This window comes from Streptomyces fungicidicus (assembly GCF_003665435.1).
GTDB classification, from domain to species: domain Bacteria; phylum Actinomycetota; class Actinomycetes; order Streptomycetales; family Streptomycetaceae; genus Streptomyces; species Streptomyces fungicidicus.
The window spans coordinates 341,469-357,305 of the sequence record NZ_CP023407.1 but is presented as its reverse complement, the minus strand read 5'-3'; the positions used below and the strand labels follow the sequence as shown (position 1 = coordinate 357,305).

General features: G+C 73.2%; 17 protein-coding genes and 1 riboswitch. Of the genes, 12 read left to right on the top strand and 5 right to left on the bottom strand.

The genetic code is table 11. The features are described from left to right. Nucleotides 1-6 precede the first annotated feature (6 nt). Together ccrA and CNQ36_RS01470 are read left to right on the top strand one after the other, a co-directional pair. Nucleotides 7-1,236: a crotonyl-CoA carboxylase/reductase gene (ccrA, locus tag CNQ36_RS01475; RefSeq protein WP_121544599.1), complete on the top strand. Its 1,230-nt coding sequence runs from the start codon at nt 7-9 to the stop codon at nt 1,234-1,236. 67 nt (nt 1,237-1,303) lie between these two features. Beyond that, nucleotides 1,304-1,501 (top strand): antitoxin, encoded by a 198-nt coding sequence (locus CNQ36_RS01470; RefSeq protein ID WP_121544598.1) that lies wholly within the window; start codon nt 1,304-1,306, stop codon nt 1,499-1,501. A gap of 49 nt (nt 1,502-1,550) precedes the next feature. Here the strand turns inward: CNQ36_RS01470 and CNQ36_RS01465 are convergent, their stop codons facing one another. The 3 genes from CNQ36_RS01465 to CNQ36_RS01455 all read right to left on the bottom strand — a co-directional run bounded on the left by CNQ36_RS01465 (nt 1,551) and on the right by CNQ36_RS01455 (nt 4,094). Next, on the bottom strand, nt 1,551-2,180 hold the full coding sequence (locus tag CNQ36_RS01465) for an enterobactin synthetase (RefSeq protein ID WP_121544597.1): 630 nt from the start codon (nt 2,178-2,180) through the stop codon (nt 1,551-1,553). A 181-nt stretch (nt 2,181-2,361) separates the two neighbouring features. Then, complete coding sequence (locus CNQ36_RS01460) at nt 2,362-3,846, bottom strand: class I adenylate-forming enzyme family protein (RefSeq protein ID WP_121544596.1); 1,485 nt, start codon at nt 3,844-3,846, stop codon at nt 2,362-2,364. After that, the gene (locus CNQ36_RS01455) at nt 3,846-4,094 is read right to left on the bottom strand and encodes an acyl carrier protein (protein ID WP_077799511.1); all 249 of its coding nucleotides are present in this window, start codon (nt 4,092-4,094) and stop codon (nt 3,846-3,848) included. Before CNQ36_RS01455 ends, CNQ36_RS01460 begins: the two co-directional genes overlap by 1 nt. Nucleotides 4,095-4,418: 324 nt before the next feature. Here CNQ36_RS01455 and paaA point away from each other — a divergent pair, with 324 nt between their 5' ends. The 9 genes from paaA to CNQ36_RS01410 all read left to right on the top strand — a co-directional run bounded on the left by paaA (nt 4,419) and on the right by CNQ36_RS01410 (nt 12,012). After that, on the top strand, nt 4,419-5,444 hold the full coding sequence (gene paaA, locus CNQ36_RS01450; RefSeq protein WP_121544595.1) for a 1,2-phenylacetyl-CoA epoxidase subunit PaaA: 1,026 nt from the start codon (nt 4,419-4,421) through the stop codon (nt 5,442-5,444). Then, on the top strand, nt 5,441-5,752 hold the full coding sequence (gene paaB, locus CNQ36_RS01445; RefSeq protein ID WP_121544594.1) for a 1,2-phenylacetyl-CoA epoxidase subunit PaaB: 312 nt from the start codon (nt 5,441-5,443) through the stop codon (nt 5,750-5,752). The genes paaA and paaB overlap by 4 nt, the downstream gene beginning before the upstream one ends. Before the next feature lie 10 nt (nt 5,753-5,762). Then, a complete protein-coding gene (gene paaC / locus CNQ36_RS01440) occupies nt 5,763-6,554 on the top strand; it encodes a 1,2-phenylacetyl-CoA epoxidase subunit PaaC (protein WP_206278396.1) in 792 nt (263 codons plus the stop codon). After that, entirely contained in the window at nt 6,548-7,069 is a 522-nt protein-coding gene (gene paaD, locus CNQ36_RS01435) for a 1,2-phenylacetyl-CoA epoxidase subunit PaaD (protein ID WP_387912179.1), read from the top strand. The genes paaC and paaD overlap by 7 nt, the downstream gene beginning before the upstream one ends. Before the next feature lie 7 nt (nt 7,070-7,076). Next, the gene (locus CNQ36_RS01430; protein ID WP_121544593.1) at nt 7,077-8,210 is read left to right on the top strand and encodes a 2Fe-2S iron-sulfur cluster-binding protein; all 1,134 of its coding nucleotides are present in this window, start codon (nt 7,077-7,079) and stop codon (nt 8,208-8,210) included. A gap of 76 nt (nt 8,211-8,286) precedes the next feature. Then, complete coding sequence (locus tag CNQ36_RS01425; RefSeq protein ID WP_004936310.1) at nt 8,287-9,063, top strand: SDR family oxidoreductase; 777 nt, start codon at nt 8,287-8,289, stop codon at nt 9,061-9,063. Nucleotides 9,064-9,087: 24 nt separating this feature from the next. Continuing rightward, nucleotides 9,088-9,918, top strand: coding sequence for a tryptophan 2,3-dioxygenase (locus CNQ36_RS01420; protein WP_121544592.1), 831 nt, complete (start codon nt 9,088-9,090; stop codon nt 9,916-9,918). Next, nucleotides 9,908-10,756 (top strand): alpha/beta hydrolase family protein, encoded by an 849-nt coding sequence (locus CNQ36_RS01415; protein ID WP_121544591.1) that lies wholly within the window; start codon nt 9,908-9,910, stop codon nt 10,754-10,756. Before CNQ36_RS01420 ends, CNQ36_RS01415 begins: the two co-directional genes overlap by 11 nt. After that, nucleotides 10,753-12,012 (top strand): kynureninase, encoded by a 1,260-nt coding sequence (locus CNQ36_RS01410; RefSeq protein ID WP_121544590.1) that lies wholly within the window; start codon nt 10,753-10,755, stop codon nt 12,010-12,012. The genes CNQ36_RS01415 and CNQ36_RS01410 overlap by 4 nt, the downstream gene beginning before the upstream one ends. Before the next feature lie 58 nt (nt 12,013-12,070). Here CNQ36_RS01410 and exaC read toward each other — a convergent pair whose 3' ends face one another. Both exaC and CNQ36_RS01400 read right to left on the bottom strand, forming a co-directional pair. Beyond that, a complete protein-coding gene (gene exaC, locus CNQ36_RS01405) occupies nt 12,071-13,594 on the bottom strand; it encodes an acetaldehyde dehydrogenase ExaC (RefSeq protein ID WP_121544589.1) in 1,524 nt (507 codons plus the stop codon). A 102-nt stretch (nt 13,595-13,696) separates the two neighbouring features. After that, nucleotides 13,697-14,974 carry a GAF domain-containing protein gene (locus CNQ36_RS01400; protein ID WP_121548319.1) on the bottom strand — a complete coding sequence of 426 codons (1,278 nt, stop codon included), beginning with the start codon at nt 14,972-14,974 and terminating at the stop codon, nt 13,697-13,699. 125 nt (nt 14,975-15,099) lie between these two features. Here CNQ36_RS01400 and CNQ36_RS35935 point away from each other — a divergent pair, with 125 nt between their 5' ends. Next, nucleotides 15,100-15,264 carry a hypothetical protein gene (locus CNQ36_RS35935; RefSeq protein WP_476756070.1) on the top strand — a complete coding sequence of 55 codons (165 nt, stop codon included), beginning with the start codon at nt 15,100-15,102 and terminating at the stop codon, nt 15,262-15,264. Nucleotides 15,265-15,600: 336 nt separating this feature from the next. After that, a riboswitch (cobalamin riboswitch) is annotated at nt 15,601-15,812 on the top strand. Nucleotides 15,813-15,837 lie beyond the last annotated feature (25 nt).

The following is a 15,837-nucleotide window of genomic DNA, read 5'->3' as shown; positions in this document are numbered from 1 at the left end:
ACCAGCGTGCAAGCGACCCAGGACCTCTACGAACTCGGTGACGCCCCCGAGCTCGGCACCGCCCCGAAGAAGATGTACGCCTCGCTCATCCGCCGTGAGCGCTACGGACAGCCCGTCGACGCCTTCCGTACCGAGGTGGTCGACGTGCCGCCCGTGGGGCGCGGCCAGGTCCTGGTGAAGGTGATGGCGGCCGGCATCAACTACAACAACGTCTGGGCGGCGCTCGGTTCGCCGCTCGACGTGATCGCCGCACGGCAGAAGGCGGGCGCCACCGAGGACTTCCACATCGGCGGCTCCGACCTGTCCGGGATCGTGTGGGCGGTCGGCGAGGACGTACGCGGGGTGGAGCTCGGCGACGAGGTCGTCGTCCTCGCCAACCGCTGGGACGAGAAGGCCGAGGACATCCGTCTCGGCGGCGACCCCACGTGGTCCGCCACCCAGCGGGTGTGGGGCTACGAGGAGAACTACGGCTCGTTCGCCCAGTTCGCCGTCGTCGACGACTACATGTGCCACCCCAAGCCCGCGCGGCTGCCCTGGGCGGAGGCCGCCTGCTACATGGCGACCGCCGCCACCGCCTACCGCCAGCTCTTCGGCTGGCCGCCGCACACGGTCCGCCCCGGCGACCCGGTACTGATCTGGGGTGGCGCGGGCGGACTGGGCTGCATCGCCATCCAACTCGTCCGGCACGTCGGCGGCATCCCCGTCGCGGTCGTCTCCAGCGAGGAACGGGGCGATTTCTGCCTCAAGCTGGGCGCCGAGGGCTTCATCGACCGGCGGAGGTTCGACCACTGGGGGAGGCTGCCGGACACCTCCGACGAAGCGGCGACGGCACGCTGGCTGTCGGGAGCCAGGGCCTTCGGACGGGCCTTCTGGGAGGTGCTGGGCGAGCGCCGCAGCCCGCGCATCGTGCTGGAACACTCCGGCGCCGACACCATCCCCACCTCCCTGTATTTGTGCGACAACGGCGGCATGGTCGTGCTGTGCGGCGGCACCACCGGCTACAACGGCGACGTCGATCTGCGGTTCCTGTGGATGCGCCAGAAGCGGCTGCAGGGCTCGCACGTCGCCACGGCACGGGAAGCACGTGAGGTCACCCGGCTGATCGACCAGGGGATCATCGATCCGTGCCTGTCCCGGACCTTCGGCTTCGACGAGATCGGCCTCGCCCACCAGCTCATCCACGACAACCGGCACCCGGCGGGCAACATGGCGGCCCGGGTGGGCGACCTGGGGTGATTCGCCCGCGGCCTGAGGGGTACCTGCGGCGGGGTACGACGCACGCGCACCTCTTGGAGGTACCCCCATGGGCAAGCTGGGCGACATGATGAACAAGGCCAAGGAGATGGCCAAGGGCCACCCCGACCAGGCGGACAAGGGCGTCTCGGGCGCCGAGCGCATGGTCGACGAGCGGACGGGCAACAAGTACGACGCCCGGACCGACAAGGCGGCCGACTCGGTGCGGCGTTCCTACCGGGACGGCGGCACGACGCCGGAGCGCTGATCCGTCGCCCCGCCCGTCTCCCGGCGCGCCCGGGGACGGGCGGCTTCTGTCAGCCGGGGACGGTATCCTGGCCGGTCACGTAGCTGAAGACGCCCGCCGCCCCGACGTGCACGACCCGCACCCCCACGGCACGCGCGGGATCCACGCGAAGGCCGACACGCAGTTCGTCCCCGCAGGACGAGGCCCGCAAGTCCCGCAGGCCCCCGTCCGTCACGGCGAGGGCCTTCCAGGCGGATTCCTTGGCGGAGAACAATGCGGTCACCGACCAGACCGCGAGCAGCGGCTCCTCGTCCGCACGCAGCACCAGACGGGCCGCTGCGCGGGGGAGGGGCCGCAGCTCCAGGTCACAGCCGAGAGGCAATTCCCCGTCGGCGCCGCGCGCCACGGCGACGGCGATCCCCGCACTGTGCGAGATCGACGCGGCCCGGCCCGGCGCGAACACCGGCAGGCGCCCCGACCGGGGGATCTCACCGCAGTCCAGCCCCACCGCCCACAGGGCCCGGCGGGCGGCCCTCCGGCCGGCCAGGAACTCCCGCCGCCGCTGCTCCGGCATCGAGGCCGCGGCAGCCGCCTCGGCGGGCCCGGCCGGTTCCGCGCCCGGTTCGGATGCGGCCGCGACACCGAGCCCGAGCCCGGAGGCGAGAAGGAGCGGACGCAGCGCGGCCAGGTCGTCGCGCACCCACGGCGAGGGCTTGCCACGGTGCGGCCCCTCTTCAGCCCGGCCCGACCACAGGGGTCTCCCGCGGCTCTGAACCGCCGGCACGAGCTCCGCACCAGCTCGGGCCGGCCACGGCGTCCGCGTCGTGGCCGGCCCGGGGCGCGTCGGGCGTTCACTCATCGCCGTCCGCCCTCGCGCACCCTCATACCCGCAGCAGCTTCTTGATGATCTTGCCGGCGGGATTGCGCGGCACCTGTTCGATGAACTCCACCCGTCGCGGCCGCTTGTACGGTGCGAGCAGCCCCGTCACGTGTGTGAGCAACTCCGCGGTGCTCGGCTCCGCGCCCGTCTCCAGGGTCACGTAGGCCAGCGGCACCTCGCCGTAGTCCTCGTCGGGCATGCCGACGACCGCCGCGTCCCGGACCGCCGGGTGGGTCATCAGGGCGCGCTCGATCTCGGAGGGGTAGACGTTCTGCCCCGCGCGGATGATCACATCCTTGGTGCGGTCCACCAGGCTGATGCGGCCCTCGTCGTCCATGAAGCCGAGGTCACCTGTCCTGATCCAGCCGTCGCGGGTGATCTGGCGGGTGGCCTCCGGGTCGTTCCAGTAGCCCCGCATGACGCCCGGCCCGCGCACCACGATCTCGCCGATTTCGCCGGGCGGCAGTTCCCGGCCCGCCTCGTCGACAGCGCGGGCGGACATGCCCGGCACGACCCGTCCGCACGGGATGCGGGCGGTCACGTCCCCGGGCGCGGGGTGCTCGTCGGGACCGAGCGTGACGAACGGGCCCCCCACCTCGGTCATGCCGTACACCTGCCGGAAGCCGCACCCGAGCCGTTCGACCGCGTCGGCGTAGACGTCGAGCGGCATGGGGGCGGCCCCGTACAGCACCTCCCCCAGGGAGGACAGGTCGGTGTGCCCGGACGCCTTCGCCTGGAGCATGAAGCGCAGCATCTGAGGCACCAGCCACATGTGCGTGGCGCGGTGCCGCTCCACCGCCGACAGCGCCCGCTGCGGAGTGAATCCGGGCATCAGCACGACTGTCGCTCCGGCCGCCAGGTAGGTGAGGGACACGACCATGCTGCCGTGGTAGAGCGGGCAGCAGTTGACCATGACGATGTCGTCGGTAGGGCGGGCCGACACCAGCCAGCCGAGGGCGATCGCGCGGAAGGACGCGCTGTCGACCGTCACCCCCTTGGCCTGTCCGGTGGTCGCCGAGGTGTGCAGTACGGCGATGGGGTCGGTGTCGGCGACGTCCGGCAGCTCCCGCTCTTCGGCCAGGGTGCCCAGCCGCGCGAAGGCGGGCTTGTCGAAGGCGACCCGGAGACGCACCGACTTCGGCAGTTCGGCGTGGCGGTCGAGCAGTTCGGACTCGCCGAGGACGGCCACCGCGCCGACCCGCTCGACGATCCCGGCGACCTCGGGCTCGGCCAGGCTGTGATTGAGCGGCACGAACAGCGCGCCGAGTCGGGCCAGCGCGAAGTAGCTCTCCAGGACCTCGATCCGGTCCTTGGAGAGCACGGCCACCCGGTCACCCCGCCCGATGCCCGACTCCGCCAGGCCGTGGGCAAGTTGCCGCGTACGGTCGTGCAGCTCGGCCCAGGTGACGCTGCGTTCGTCGTCCACCAGCGCGATCCGGCCGGGCCGGCACTGACGGTTGCGCTCCAGCAGCTGCGTCAGCCACATCACGCACCGCCGCTCGCGCCGGCGCCCGCGCGCTCGGCCACGAAACGCTCGTAGTCACCGATCGTGCGCAGCTCCTCCATGTCCTCGGCGGTGATCTCGACCCCGAGCCGCTGCTCGACCAGCAGGACCAGGCGCACCAGGTCCCCGGAGTCGATGCCGCTGGCGGCCAGGTCGGCGTCGTCGCCGATCCGGTCGGCGTATTCGACGGTGCCGGTGAGTTCGACCAGCAACTCCCTGATGGTGCTCACGGTTTCCCCTTTCGCCTCGGCGTGCCGGCCGCCGCGGTCTACGACTGTCACCTCCTCAAGAGGCCGCCGCGTCCGGCCGCACTCCCCGGACCGCCCCGTGAGCTTTGTCACGCACCCGAACCTCGCGGGCCGGGGATAGCCGGGCCGCACGCCCGGCCTCTTACCGCAACGAAGCAACCCGCTCCGCCCGGCACCCCGCGCGGGCGGTCGTCGAACCGAAGGAGTGATCTGCGTGCCCAGGCAGCCGGTACGGGTCCGGTCCCCGCGACGGTGCCCGCAGCACGACACCGCCGCGACGGTCACCTCACGCCCGGGCGGTGCCCGGTGACCGCGTCGACCACCGCCACCACCACGGCCTCCGCCACCGCGGACGAGGACGACCTGCTCGCCCACTTCGACGCGCTCATCGCCGACGGCGAGACGATCGAACCGCGCGACTGGATGCCCGACGGCTACCGCCGCATGCTGGCCCGTCAAATCGCCCAGCACGCGCACTCCGAGATCATCGGCATGCAGCCCGAAGGCGCCTGGCTCACCCGGGCCCCGTCCCTGCATCGCAAGTCGGTCCTGCTCGCCAAGGTGCAGGACGAGGCGGGCCACGGCCTGTACCTGTACTCCGCGGCCGAGACACTCGGCGTGGACCGCGCCGACCTGCTGGACGCCCTGCACCACGGCCGGCAGCGCGCCTCGGCCACCTTCAACCATCCCGCGCTGACCTGGGCGGACACCGGCGCCATCGCCTGGCTGACGGACGGCGCCGCCGTCATCAACCAGGCACCCCTGTGCCGTACGTCCTACGGGCCCTATGCCCGGGCGATGCGCCGCGTCTGCCAGGAGGAGGCCTTCCACGTGCGTCAGGGCTACGACCTGATGCGCACCCTGTGCGAGGGGACCCCGGAGCAGAAGGAGATGGCGCAGGACGCGGTGGACCGCTGGTGGCTGCCGGCGGTGGCGCTGATGTTCGGACCGCCCGACACGGAGGCGGGCGGCGCCGACGCGCGGACCGCTGCGCTGGGGGCCGCGGTCTCCCGCCGCGCGATGGCCTGGGGCATCAAGCGCCACACCAACGACGAGCTGCGCCAGCGTTTCGTCGACACCTGCGTCCCGCAGGCCGAGCGCCTCGGCCTGACGCTGCCCGACCCGGCGATCCGCTGGAACGAGGAGCGCGGGCACTACGACTTCACGCCCGTCGACTGGCACACCTACCGCACGGCCCTGGGCGACGACACCCACTGGGCGCGGCAGCGCATCGCGAGCCGCCTGGCCGCGCACGAGGACGGCGCCTGGGTCAGGGAGGCCGCCGTCGCGTACGCCGCGAGGACGGACGAACCGCGGGGAGCGGCCACATGAGCGCGGCACGACAGGGCGCGCCGTCGTCCTGGGAGGTGTTCCTGCGCGCCCGCAGGGGCCTGGCGCACCAGCACGTGGGGTCGGTGCGTGCCGCCGGCCCGGACGCGGCACTGGCCGCCGCCCGCGACCTGTACACGCGCCGGGGCGAGCCCCTGTCGCTGTGGGTGGTCCGCTCCGACGCCGTCCACACGGCCTCCCCGGACGAACGCGACCCGTACTTCGCGGGCGCCCGCCACAAGCCGTACCGCTACCCCGAGCACTACGCGCCGCTGACCGAGAAAGGCCCCGAAGGTGAGCACGACGAGTGACGCTGTGGCAGTGCGCCCCGGCACCCTGCCGGACGTGCCGCCGTCCGCCGCCCACCCCGATCTGGCCCGGTACGTGACGCGCCTCGGCGACGACGCGCTCGTTCTCGGGCAGCGGTTGTGCCAGTGGATCACCCGTGCGCCGACCATCGACGAGGACCTGGCCCTGTCCAACATCGCCCTCGACCTGATCGGCCACGCCCGCGCGCTGCTCGCCCGCGCCGGCCGCCTCGACGGAACCGGCCGCACCGAGGACGACTTCGCCTACACCCGCTCGGAACGCGAGTTCACCAACGCCCTGCTGACCGAGCTGCCCAACGGCGACTTCGCCGTGACCGTGGCCCGGCAACTCGCCTACACCCACTTCGCCGTCCTCCACTACGCGAGCCTCGCGCACTGCGCCGACCCCGAGCTCGCCGCGTTCGGGGCCCGGGCCGCCAAGGAGGTCGCCTTCCACCGGCTGCACGCCGATCGCTGGACGGTGACGCTGGGACGCGGCACCGCCGAGAGCGCGCGCCGCATGCGACACGCCCTGGAGCGGGTGTGGCCCTACGCCGGCGAACTGTTCGAGGATGACGACCTCCTGCGCCGCCTGGCCGCTTCCGGCACCGTGCCCTCCCCGGCACCCCTGCGCGACACGTGGCTAGGACGGGTCACTGGCGTCGTCACCGAGGCGGGCCTCGCCGTGCCCGCTCCCACCTGGTCGGCCACCGGCGGCCGCGCGGGCCTGCACACCGAGGAGTTCGGGCCACTGATCGCGGAACTGCAGTCCGTGCGGCGGCAGTTCCCCGGAGGTACCTGGTGAACGCATCCACGCCCGCACCGGTCGCAGCCCGCCGCTCCGCCCAGGAGGTGCGCGAGCGGGTGGCCGCTCTCCCGGACCCGGAACTGCCGGTGATCGGCCTCGGCGACCTCGGCGTGGTGGGCCGTGTCGCCCCCGGCGCCGACGGCGTGCTGGAGGTGGAGATCACGCCCACCTACCTCGGCTGCCCCGCGCTGCCCGAGATCACCGCCGCCGTGCGGGGGATCCTGACCTCCTGCGGCCACCCGGACGGCCGCGTCCGGCACGTCCTGACGCCCCCCTGGACGACGGACCGCATCACCCCCGAAGGGCGGCGCGCCCTCGCCGCGCACGGCATCGCGCCACCCGTGACCCCGGCGCCGGACAGTCCGGTCCCCGTCGCGCTGGGCGCCGTGCCTTGCCCGCACTGCGGCTCGAGGGCCACCCGGCCGCACAGCGCCTTCGGCCCGGCCCGCTGTCAGTCCGTGCTGTGGTGCACCGCGTGCCGCGAGCCCTTCCCCCACCTGACCGCGCTGTGAGGCACACGTGAACACTGCCCCGCCCGCCCTCCCCGACGAGGCACCGGCCGGCCCGCCCCGCCGCTTCGGCTGGCACCCGCTGGACGTCCGCGAGGTCCGTCACCTGAGCGCCGACACGGTCGCCGTCACCCTGCACGTGCCCACCAACCTGCGCGATGTCTTCGCCCACCACCCCGGCCGGCACGTCGTCGTCCGGCACCGGCAGGCCTCCGGCGCCGAACTGCGCCGCAGTTACTCGCTCTGCCCACCACCGCACGCCCCCTCGGCGCTCCGCCTGGTGATCAAACGCTCCGGCCCGGGCGGCTTCGGCGAGTACGCCACCACCCGGCTCGTACCGGGCGCGCGTCTGGAACTCTCCGCGCCCACCGGCGCCTTCGCCCTGCCGCGGCTGCCGGGCGCCCATCATGTGCTCCTCGCGGGCGGCACCGGCATCACCCCCCTGGCTCCGATGGCCGCCCACGCGCTGCGCCGGGACCCGACCTGCCGCGTCAGCCTGGTCCACTCGGTGCGCACCTCCGACGACGCCGTGCTGGCCGATGAACTGGCCGAGGTCAAGGACGAGTTCGTCGACCGTTTCACCGTCCTGTACGTGCTGACGCGGGAGGACCGGGGGAGCGGGGGCGGTCCGCTCGCACGGCGGCTGGACGCCTCCGGAGTGCGCCGGCTGCTGGCCGCCGTGGACGCCCGGCCGGGCCCGGACACCACGTTCGCCCTGTGCGGACCACCCGGCCTCGTCGCCACCGTCCGGCACGTGCTGGCAGGCCTCGGCGCGGATCCGTCGTTCGTCCGCTGGGAGCTGTTCACCGCCGAGGACAGGCAGCCACCGGAGCCGGAGCCGGTCGGGCAGGCGTTGGGGGCGGGGGAGTACCGGGTCACGGCCCTGCTGGACGGGCGCCGCCGTGCCGCCACCGTCCTGCCGGACGACCCGGTCCTGCTCGACGCACTGCTGCGCAGCCACCCCGACATGCCCTACGCCTGCCGGGAGGGTGTCTGCGGCAGCTGCCGCGCGAAGGTCGTATCCGGACAGGTGACGGCGGACGGCCAGCACGCCCTGGACGCACGCGACCGCGCCGCCGGCTACACGCTCGTCTGCCGCGCCAGGCCCCGCACTCCCGAGATCACCCTCGACTTCGACGCCTGACCGGCAATCCGATCACGTCGGCCTTCGACGCCCGATCCGTCAGCGCCACGCCACCCCTCAGCGAAGGAGACCCACGATGACCGCCACCGCCCGCCACACGGGGAAGACCGCCCTGGTCACCGGAGGCAGCCGGGGCATCGGCAGAGCCATCAGTCACCGCCTCGCCCGCGAAGGCGCCCTCGTCGCGGTCCACTACGGCCACGACCTGACGGCAGCCGAGCGGACCGTCAAGGAGATCCAGGCCGACGGCGGCCGCGCCTTCCCCCTCCACGCCGAACTCGGCGTCCCCGGCGACGCCGACACTCTGTGGTCGGCCTTCGACGACGCCCTGGCGCAGCAGGACGCCCCGGCGGGCCTGGACATCCTCGTCAACAACGCGGGCATCACCGTACCCCGCCCCATCGCCCAGGTGACGGAGGCCGACTACGACCGCGTCTTCGCCATCAACGTCAAGGCGCCGTTCTTCATCATCCAGCGCGGACTGGACCGCCTGCGGGACGGCGGCAGGATCGTCAACATCTCCTCCGTCGCGGCCCGCGTCGCCTTCCCGGCGATCGTCTCCTACACCATGACCAAGGCCGCCCTCGACTACCTCACCCTCTCCCTGGCCCATGAGCTCGGCCCGCGGGGCATCACCGTCAACGCCGTCGCACCCGGTTACACCGAGACGGAGATCAACCCCACCCTCGCCGTTCCGGAGATCCGCCGCCGCTACTCCGAGGCCTCCACGTTCGGCCGGCTCGGCGACCCGGTGGACATCGCGGACGTCGTCTCCTTCGTCGCGAGCGACGACGCCCGCTGGGTTACCGGTCAGTGGATCGACGCCTCCGGCGGCGCCCACCTCGGTGTGTGACCCTACGCACTCCTGGGAGATGTGATGAACGACCGCACGAGCACCGACTCCACCCTGACCTGCCCCTTCGAGGGCGCCAGCCCCTACGACACGTATGTGCACGCCTCGGTCCTCAACACGCTGCAGCACCCGTTCACCGAGGCCCCGGACGAGATGGGCTTCCTCGTCACCACCCAGGTGATGGAGCTGTGGTTCACCCTGATCGTGCACGAGTGGCGCACCGCCAAGGTCGCCTTCGCCAAGGACGACCTGCCCGCAGCCATGGACGCGCTGGTGCGCAGCCGCCGCGCGCTGACCGCTCTGAGCGGCGCCTGGGAGCCCATCGCCGCCCTGACGCCTGCCCAGTTCAACGGTTTCAGGGCCGCGTTCGGCCGGGCCTCGGGCTTCCAGTCGGCGATGTACCGGCACATGGAGTTCCTCCTCGGCGACAAGTCCGCCGGGCTGCTGCGCGCCCACCGCGGAGACCCGGCCGTCCACGAGGCGCTCGCCGAGACCTACCGCGAACCGTCCCTGTACGACGACGTGCTGGCCTACCTCCACCGCCAGGGCCTGCCGGTCCCGGCCCATGTCCGCGAACGGGACGTGATCCGCCCCTACGACGCAGACCCCGGCGTGGTGGAGGCGTGGAGGCACGTCTACGCCGGTCCGCAGCACCACCCCCACCTCGCGCTGGGCGAACTGCTCACGGACATCGCCGAACTCGTCACCCGCTGGCGGTTCGACCACGTCCTGGTGGTCCGCCGCGCCATGGGAGCCAAACCGGGCAGCGCCGGATCCGCCGGTCTCGCCTGGCTCGAACAGCGCGCCGCCCGGCCGGTCTTCCCCGAACTGTGGGAGGTGCGCGGTGACGTCTAGGCCGATCTCCGCCTTCGCGGCCGAGGAGGAGCGACGGGTCCTGAGCCTGAAGCCGGTCCTGGCCCCGGTGCACGGCCGCTACGGCGACCACCCCCACCAGTCCTACGACGCCTGGCCGTCCGTCGGCCCGGAGGCCCCGCTGGTGATCCTCCTGCACGGCGGCTACTGGCGCTACGACCGGATGCACCTGACCCCCTTCGCGGACTGGCTGTCCACGCAGGGGTTCAATGTGCTGCTCCCGGGCTTCAGACGATCCGGCGGTGCGGGCGGCCACCCCGAGACCTTCGACGACATCGCCCGCATCGTCGACACGCTGCCCGAAGGCCGCCCCTACGTCTTGGCAGGCCACTGCTCCGGCGGCCACCTGGCCCTGTGGTGCGCCGCCCGGGGCCTGCTGCCGCCCGCCTCCCGCTGGTACACGCGCACCCTGCCGACGAGTGTGCTCGCCCTCGCCCCGATCACCGACCTCACCGCCACCCGCCGCGACCGCCTCAGCGATGACGCCGCCTTGCAACTCCTCGGCGGCGAGGAGCACTTCACGGCACGCCTGCCCGAGGTCGACCCCCTCACCCTGCTGCGCGGCACCGGGACCACGGGCGTGCCCACCGTGCTCCTGCACGGCGCCGCGGACGAGGAGGTCCCCCTCACCCAGTTCAGCGATTACGCGGCCGTGCACCAGGACCTCAGGACGGTCGTCCTGCCCGGCACCGGCCACTACACCCTCATCGAACCCGGGGCGCCCGGCGCCCGCGCGGTCGCCGACACCCTCCGGGACATGGCGGCCGCCCACTTCCCGGCGGACGCCGGCCGAGCGGACGAGGAGGCCGCACACCGATGACCCCCGCACTCTCCGCGACCGCCGGCCTGCACGAGCAGGCCGCACGGCTGGACGCCGACGACACCCTGGCCGACCTCCGGGCCCGCTTCCTGCTCCCGCCGGACGTCGTGTACCTCGACGGCAACTCCCTGGGCCCACTGCCCGCCGCCGTGCCGGCGGCCCTGGACGACGTCGTACGGCGCCAGTGGGCGACCGGACTCATCGGCTCCTGGAACGCGGCCGGCTGGTGGGAGGCGCCGCTGCGCGTCGGCGACACCGTCGGAAGGCTCATCGGAGCGGCGCCGGGGCAGACGATCGCAGGCGACTCCACCAGCGTGCAGCTGTTCACCGCCCTCGACGCCGCCGCCGCCCTCCGCCCGGACCGCCCGCTGCTGGTCACCGACCCCGGGCACTTCCCGACCGACCGCTACCTCGCCGACGCGGTCGCCCGCCGCCGCGACCTGGCGGTACGGCACGTGCGCCCGGGGGATCTTCCGGACTTCCTCGCCGCCGAGGGCGATCGGGTCGCCGTCGTCAGCTACTCGCCCGTCGACTACCGCACCGGCGAGCTGTACGACATGCGGACGCTGACCCGGGCCGCGCACGACGCCGGGGCCCTGGCGCTGTGGGATCTGTGCCACGCCGCCGGCGCCCTGCCCCTGGACGTCGACGGCCTGGGCGTGGACCTGGCGGTCGGCTGTGGCTACAAGTTCCTCTCCGGCGGCCCCGGCGCTCCCGCCTTCCTCTACGTCGCCCGACGCCACCACACCACGCTGGAAACCCCGTTGCCGGGCTGGACCGGCCACGCCGATCCCTTCGCCCTGGCCGACTCCTACACACCTGCCCCCGGCATCGCCCGCGCCCGCATCGGCACCCCGCCGATCCTCTCCCTGCTCGCCCTGGAAGCGGCCCTCACCGCCTTCGACGGCGTCGACCTGGCCCGGCTCCGTACCAAGAGCCTGTCGCTGACAGGCTTCTTCCTGCGCTGCGTGGACGCACTCCTGCCCCCTCTGGGCTTCACCCCCGTCACCCCGGCCGAACCCGGCCGCCGCGGCAGTCAGGTCACCCTCCGCCACGCCCACGCCCGCGGTCTGGCCGTCGCCCTCGCGGAGGTCGGGGTCATCGCGGACATGCGCGCGCCCGACCTGCTCCGCTTCGGCGTCAACGCCCTCTACACCAGCCACCGGGACATGCTCACCGCCGCAACGCGCCTGCGCGACCTCGGCGAAAAGGCCGACTACGACCCGGCACCGCCCACCCCGGGTCCGGTGACCTGAACGGGGCGTCGGGTTGCCTGGAGCGCGACGATGCCTCCGGGCAACCCGACTTCAGGCTCTAGAAGAAGCCAAGTTTCCGAGGGCTGTAAGAACAGAGGATGTTCTTCGTCTGCTGGTAGTGGTCCAGCATCATCTTGTGCGTCTCCCGGCCGATCCCGGACTGCTTGTAGCCGCCGAATGCCGCGTGCGCGGGGTAGGCGTGGTAGCAGTTGGTCCAGACGCGGCCCGCCTGGATGGCCCGCCCGGCGCGGTAGGCCGTGTTGATGTCGCGGGTCCACACGCCCGCGCCGAGACCGTACGACGTGTCGTTGGCGATCTTGATCGCGTCGTCGAAGTCGTCGAACGACGCCACGGAGACGACGGGGCCGAAGATCTCCTCCTGGAAGACACGCATGCGGTTGTCGCCCTCGAAGATGGTCGGCCGCACGTAGTAGCCGCCCTTCAAGTCACCGTCGTACTCGGCCCGTTCGCCGCCCGTGAGGACCTTGGCCCCCTCCTGCCGGCCGATGTCGATGTAGGAGAGGATCTTGGCCAGCTGCTCGCTCGACGCCTGCGCGCCGATCATCGTGTCGGTGTCGAGCGGATGCCCGGGCCTGATCAGCTCCGTGCGGGCGACGGCCGCGGCCAGGAAGTCGGGGTAGTTGCCGCGCTGGATCAGCCCGCGGGACGGGCAGGTGCACACCTCGCCCTGGTTCAGCGCGAACATCGTGAACCCCTCGAGGGCCTTGTCCCGCAGGTCGTCGTCCTTCTCCCACACGTCGTCGAAGAAGATGTTCGGCGACTTGCCGCCCAGCTCCAGCGTGACCGGCTTCAGGTTCTCGGCCGCGTACTGCATGATCAGCCGTCCGGTGGACGTCTCCCCGGTGAAGGCCACCTTCGCCACCCGCGGACTGGACGCGAGCGGCTTGCCGGCCTCCGGGCCGAAGCCGTTGACGATGTTCAGCACGCCCGGCGGCAGCAGGTCGGAGACGAGGCTCAGCCAGTAGTGGATGGAGACCGGCGTCTGCTCCGCGGGCTTGAGGACCACCGCGTTGCCCGCGGCGAGGGCGGGCGCCAGCTTCCATGTCGCCATCAGGATGGGGAAGTTCCACGGGATGATCTGGGCGACTACCCCCAGCGGCTCGTGGAAGTGGTAGGCGACGGTGTCGCCGTCGACCTCGCTGAGCGTGCCCTCCTGGGAGCGCACGGCGCCGGCGAAGTAGCGGAAGTGGTCGATGGCCAGCGGGATGTCGGCCGCCAGGGTCTCCCGTACGGGCTTGCCGTTCTCCCAGCTCTCCGCGACCGCCAGGGCCTCCAGATTGGCCTCCATGCGGTCGGCGATCTTCAGCAGGATGTCGGACCGCTCGGACGCCGACCTGCGCCCCCAGCCGGGCGCGGCCGCGTGGGCCGCGTCGAGCGCCGCCTCGACGTCCTCCGCCGTACCGCGTGCCACCTCGGTGAACGGCTGCCCGTTCACCGGACTCGGGTTCTCGAAGTACTGTCCCCTGACCGGAGGCGCGTACTCCCCGCCGATGAAGTGGTCGTAGCGGGGCAGGTAGGAGACGATCGCGCCCTCGCTTCCGGGCGCCGCGTAACGGGTCATGCGGACTGGCCTCCTTCGGCAGCGCCGCCCGCCGTTGGGCAGCTCTGCGCCGGAGCGTAGGGACGCGAACGTTGCAACCACGTTGCGGACCGGCCGGCGCCGCTACCCGTCCTCGCGGCCGGCCCACCCGCCCGGAGCCGCCAGTTCCGCCTCCAGCGCGGCCAGCCGGGCCCGGTGGGACGGCGTGGGCCGGGCCGCGGCCAGCGCCCGCCACACCTCCACGTCGTCCTCGCCCCACGGGGCGTGGACCCAGTCGGCCAGCAGGTCGGGATCCGCGCCCGCGACCAGCGCAGCGCGCAGCCCGTCGGCGAGGCGGCGCCTGAGCCGTACGACCGCCGGCGCCCGGGAGGCGGGCAGCAGCGGGCCGGGGTAGCCGGCCAGGGCGGTGGTGACCGCGCCCGCCGCCAGCCGGCGTTCGACGACGGCCGCGTCGGACTCCAGGGGCAGGGTGAGCCGGTAGGGACGCGACGCGAGCACCCCCGGCCCGAGCACCTGACGCAGCCGGGCCAGCTCGGCGCGCAGCGTCACCGGCGTCACCGACTCGTCCTCGTACAGCGCGCACGCGAGTTCGTCGCCGGTCAGGCCGTCGGGACGCTCGGCCAGCAGGACGAGGATCTCGCTGTGCCGGCGGCTGAGCCGTATCCCGCGGCCCCCCGTCGTCAGCACGGCACGGTCGCGGCCCAGCACCGCCAGTTCGGACCCGCGGGCGGCCGGGCGGCCCGGCGTGAGCAACGCCAGCTGGGACTCCGCCGCACGGGCCACGGCACGCACGAACCCGAGGCTGTGCGGATGCGCGAGGCCGTTGCCGCCGGTGATGTCCACCGCACCGAGCAGCCGCCCCGTGCGGGGGTCGTGCACGGGTGCCGCCGCGCACGTCCACGGCTGCACGCGCCGCACGAAGTGCTCGGCCGCGAACACTTGGACCGGACGGCCGACGGCGACCGCCGTGCCCGGAGCGTTCGTCCCGACCGCGCTCTCCGACCACCGTGCGCCCGGCACGAAGTTCATCCGCCCCGCCTGCCGCAGCGTCGACGCGTGCCCCTCGACCCACAGCAGCCTGCCGCGCGCGTCGCACACCGCCAGCAGATGGCGGCCGTCGGAGGCGAACGTGCCCAGCAACTCCCGGAACAGCGGCATCACATGGGCCAGCGGATGCTCGGCGCGGTAGGTCCCGAGGTCACCGTCCGTCAGTTCGACGTCGGCGGAGCCGTCCGGGTGGACCCCGGCGCGCGCCGAACGCCGCCACGAGTCGGCGACCACGCCGCGCACCGGGCGCGGCACCGTGCCGGCCTCGGTGAAGGTCTCGTGCGCCCGGTGCAGCGCGCGTACGCGCTCGGCAGGGTCGGCTCCTGGCTCCAGGGCCACCCAGGGATCGGTCACCATGGCCTCCCGCGGGGCGATGCGCTGGGGCCCATCGTCGCCCGGCGGGCGCGCGGCGACAACAGTGTGGACGTGCGCGGTGTCCGGCACGGCGCGAGTCGCGGCGCCGGGAGCCCTGCGGAAGAATGGGCGGCGGTCCATCGCCGTCCGCCGGTTCCGGAACGGCCGGGCGGGACACGGTCTCACGGCCCCACGTCACAAGGGAGACGCCCATGTCCTCGAAGAGGCGCCGGAAGAAGAAGGCCCGCCGCAACCACGCGGCCAACCACGGGAAGCGGCCGCAGAGCTGAACGGCCCTTCGCGGGCCCGCGGGCGACGCTTCGCCGCACGCCGGTGCGGCGGGGCGTCGCCCTGTCCCTGCCGTGTACTCGCGGACGGGGACACGTCGTGCACTACGTTCCCGGAACCATGAACGACAGCGTGTACCTGGGCATTGCCGGCAAGGACACCGCACTGGACCGGGGATGGCCGCTGGTGCGCTTCATCCGCGGGGCGCGGCGTCCCGCCTGCCCGGCAGGGCGACTACGTCGTCCGGGGCCTGGGAGTCGATCACTCCTGGTTCGCCGAGGAAAAGTCCGTGGTGCTGACGCCCGGCACGCCCCGCGGCCGGTCCCCACGAGTGATCTTGATAGATTGCGGGGGCCAGTCGTGCCACATCCGAGGCCAGGGAATCCGGTGGGAATCCGGAACTGACGCGCAGCGGTGAGGGGGACGGGCGGGGCACTCGACGCCACTGGGGCGGCGCGGGTCGGCCGAAGGGCCGGCGCACGGCATCCCGGGAAGGCGCTCCGTCCGGACGAACCCGAGTCCGAAGACCTGCTGGCGCCTACCCGCCGTGGGCGGGGAGGTTCTCCGTAGGCCAG

Excerpts from the sequence above, each read along its gene's own strand:
- CNQ36_RS01470 (WP_121544598.1), top strand. The coding sequence starts at position 1,304 with ATGGGCAAGCTGGGCGACATGATGAACAAGGCCAAGGAGATGGCCAAG.
- CNQ36_RS01460 (WP_121544596.1), bottom strand. The coding sequence starts at position 3,846 with ATGTGGCTGACGCAGCTGCTGGAGCGCAACCGTCAGTGCCGGCCCGGC.
- paaB (WP_121544594.1), top strand. The coding sequence starts at position 5,441 with ATGAGCGCGGCACGACAGGGCGCGCCGTCGTCCTGGGAGGTGTTCCTG.
- CNQ36_RS01425 (WP_004936310.1), top strand. The coding sequence starts at position 8,287 with ATGACCGCCACCGCCCGCCACACGGGGAAGACCGCCCTGGTCACCGGA.
- CNQ36_RS01420 (WP_121544592.1), top strand. The coding sequence starts at position 9,088 with ATGAACGACCGCACGAGCACCGACTCCACCCTGACCTGCCCCTTCGAG.
- CNQ36_RS01410 (WP_121544590.1), top strand. The coding sequence starts at position 10,753 with ATGACCCCCGCACTCTCCGCGACCGCCGGCCTGCACGAGCAGGCCGCA.
- exaC (WP_121544589.1), bottom strand. The coding sequence starts at position 13,594 with ATGACCCGTTACGCGGCGCCCGGAAGCGAGGGCGCGATCGTCTCCTAC.
- CNQ36_RS35935 (WP_476756070.1), top strand. The coding sequence starts at position 15,100 with ATGGGCGGCGGTCCATCGCCGTCCGCCGGTTCCGGAACGGCCGGGCGG.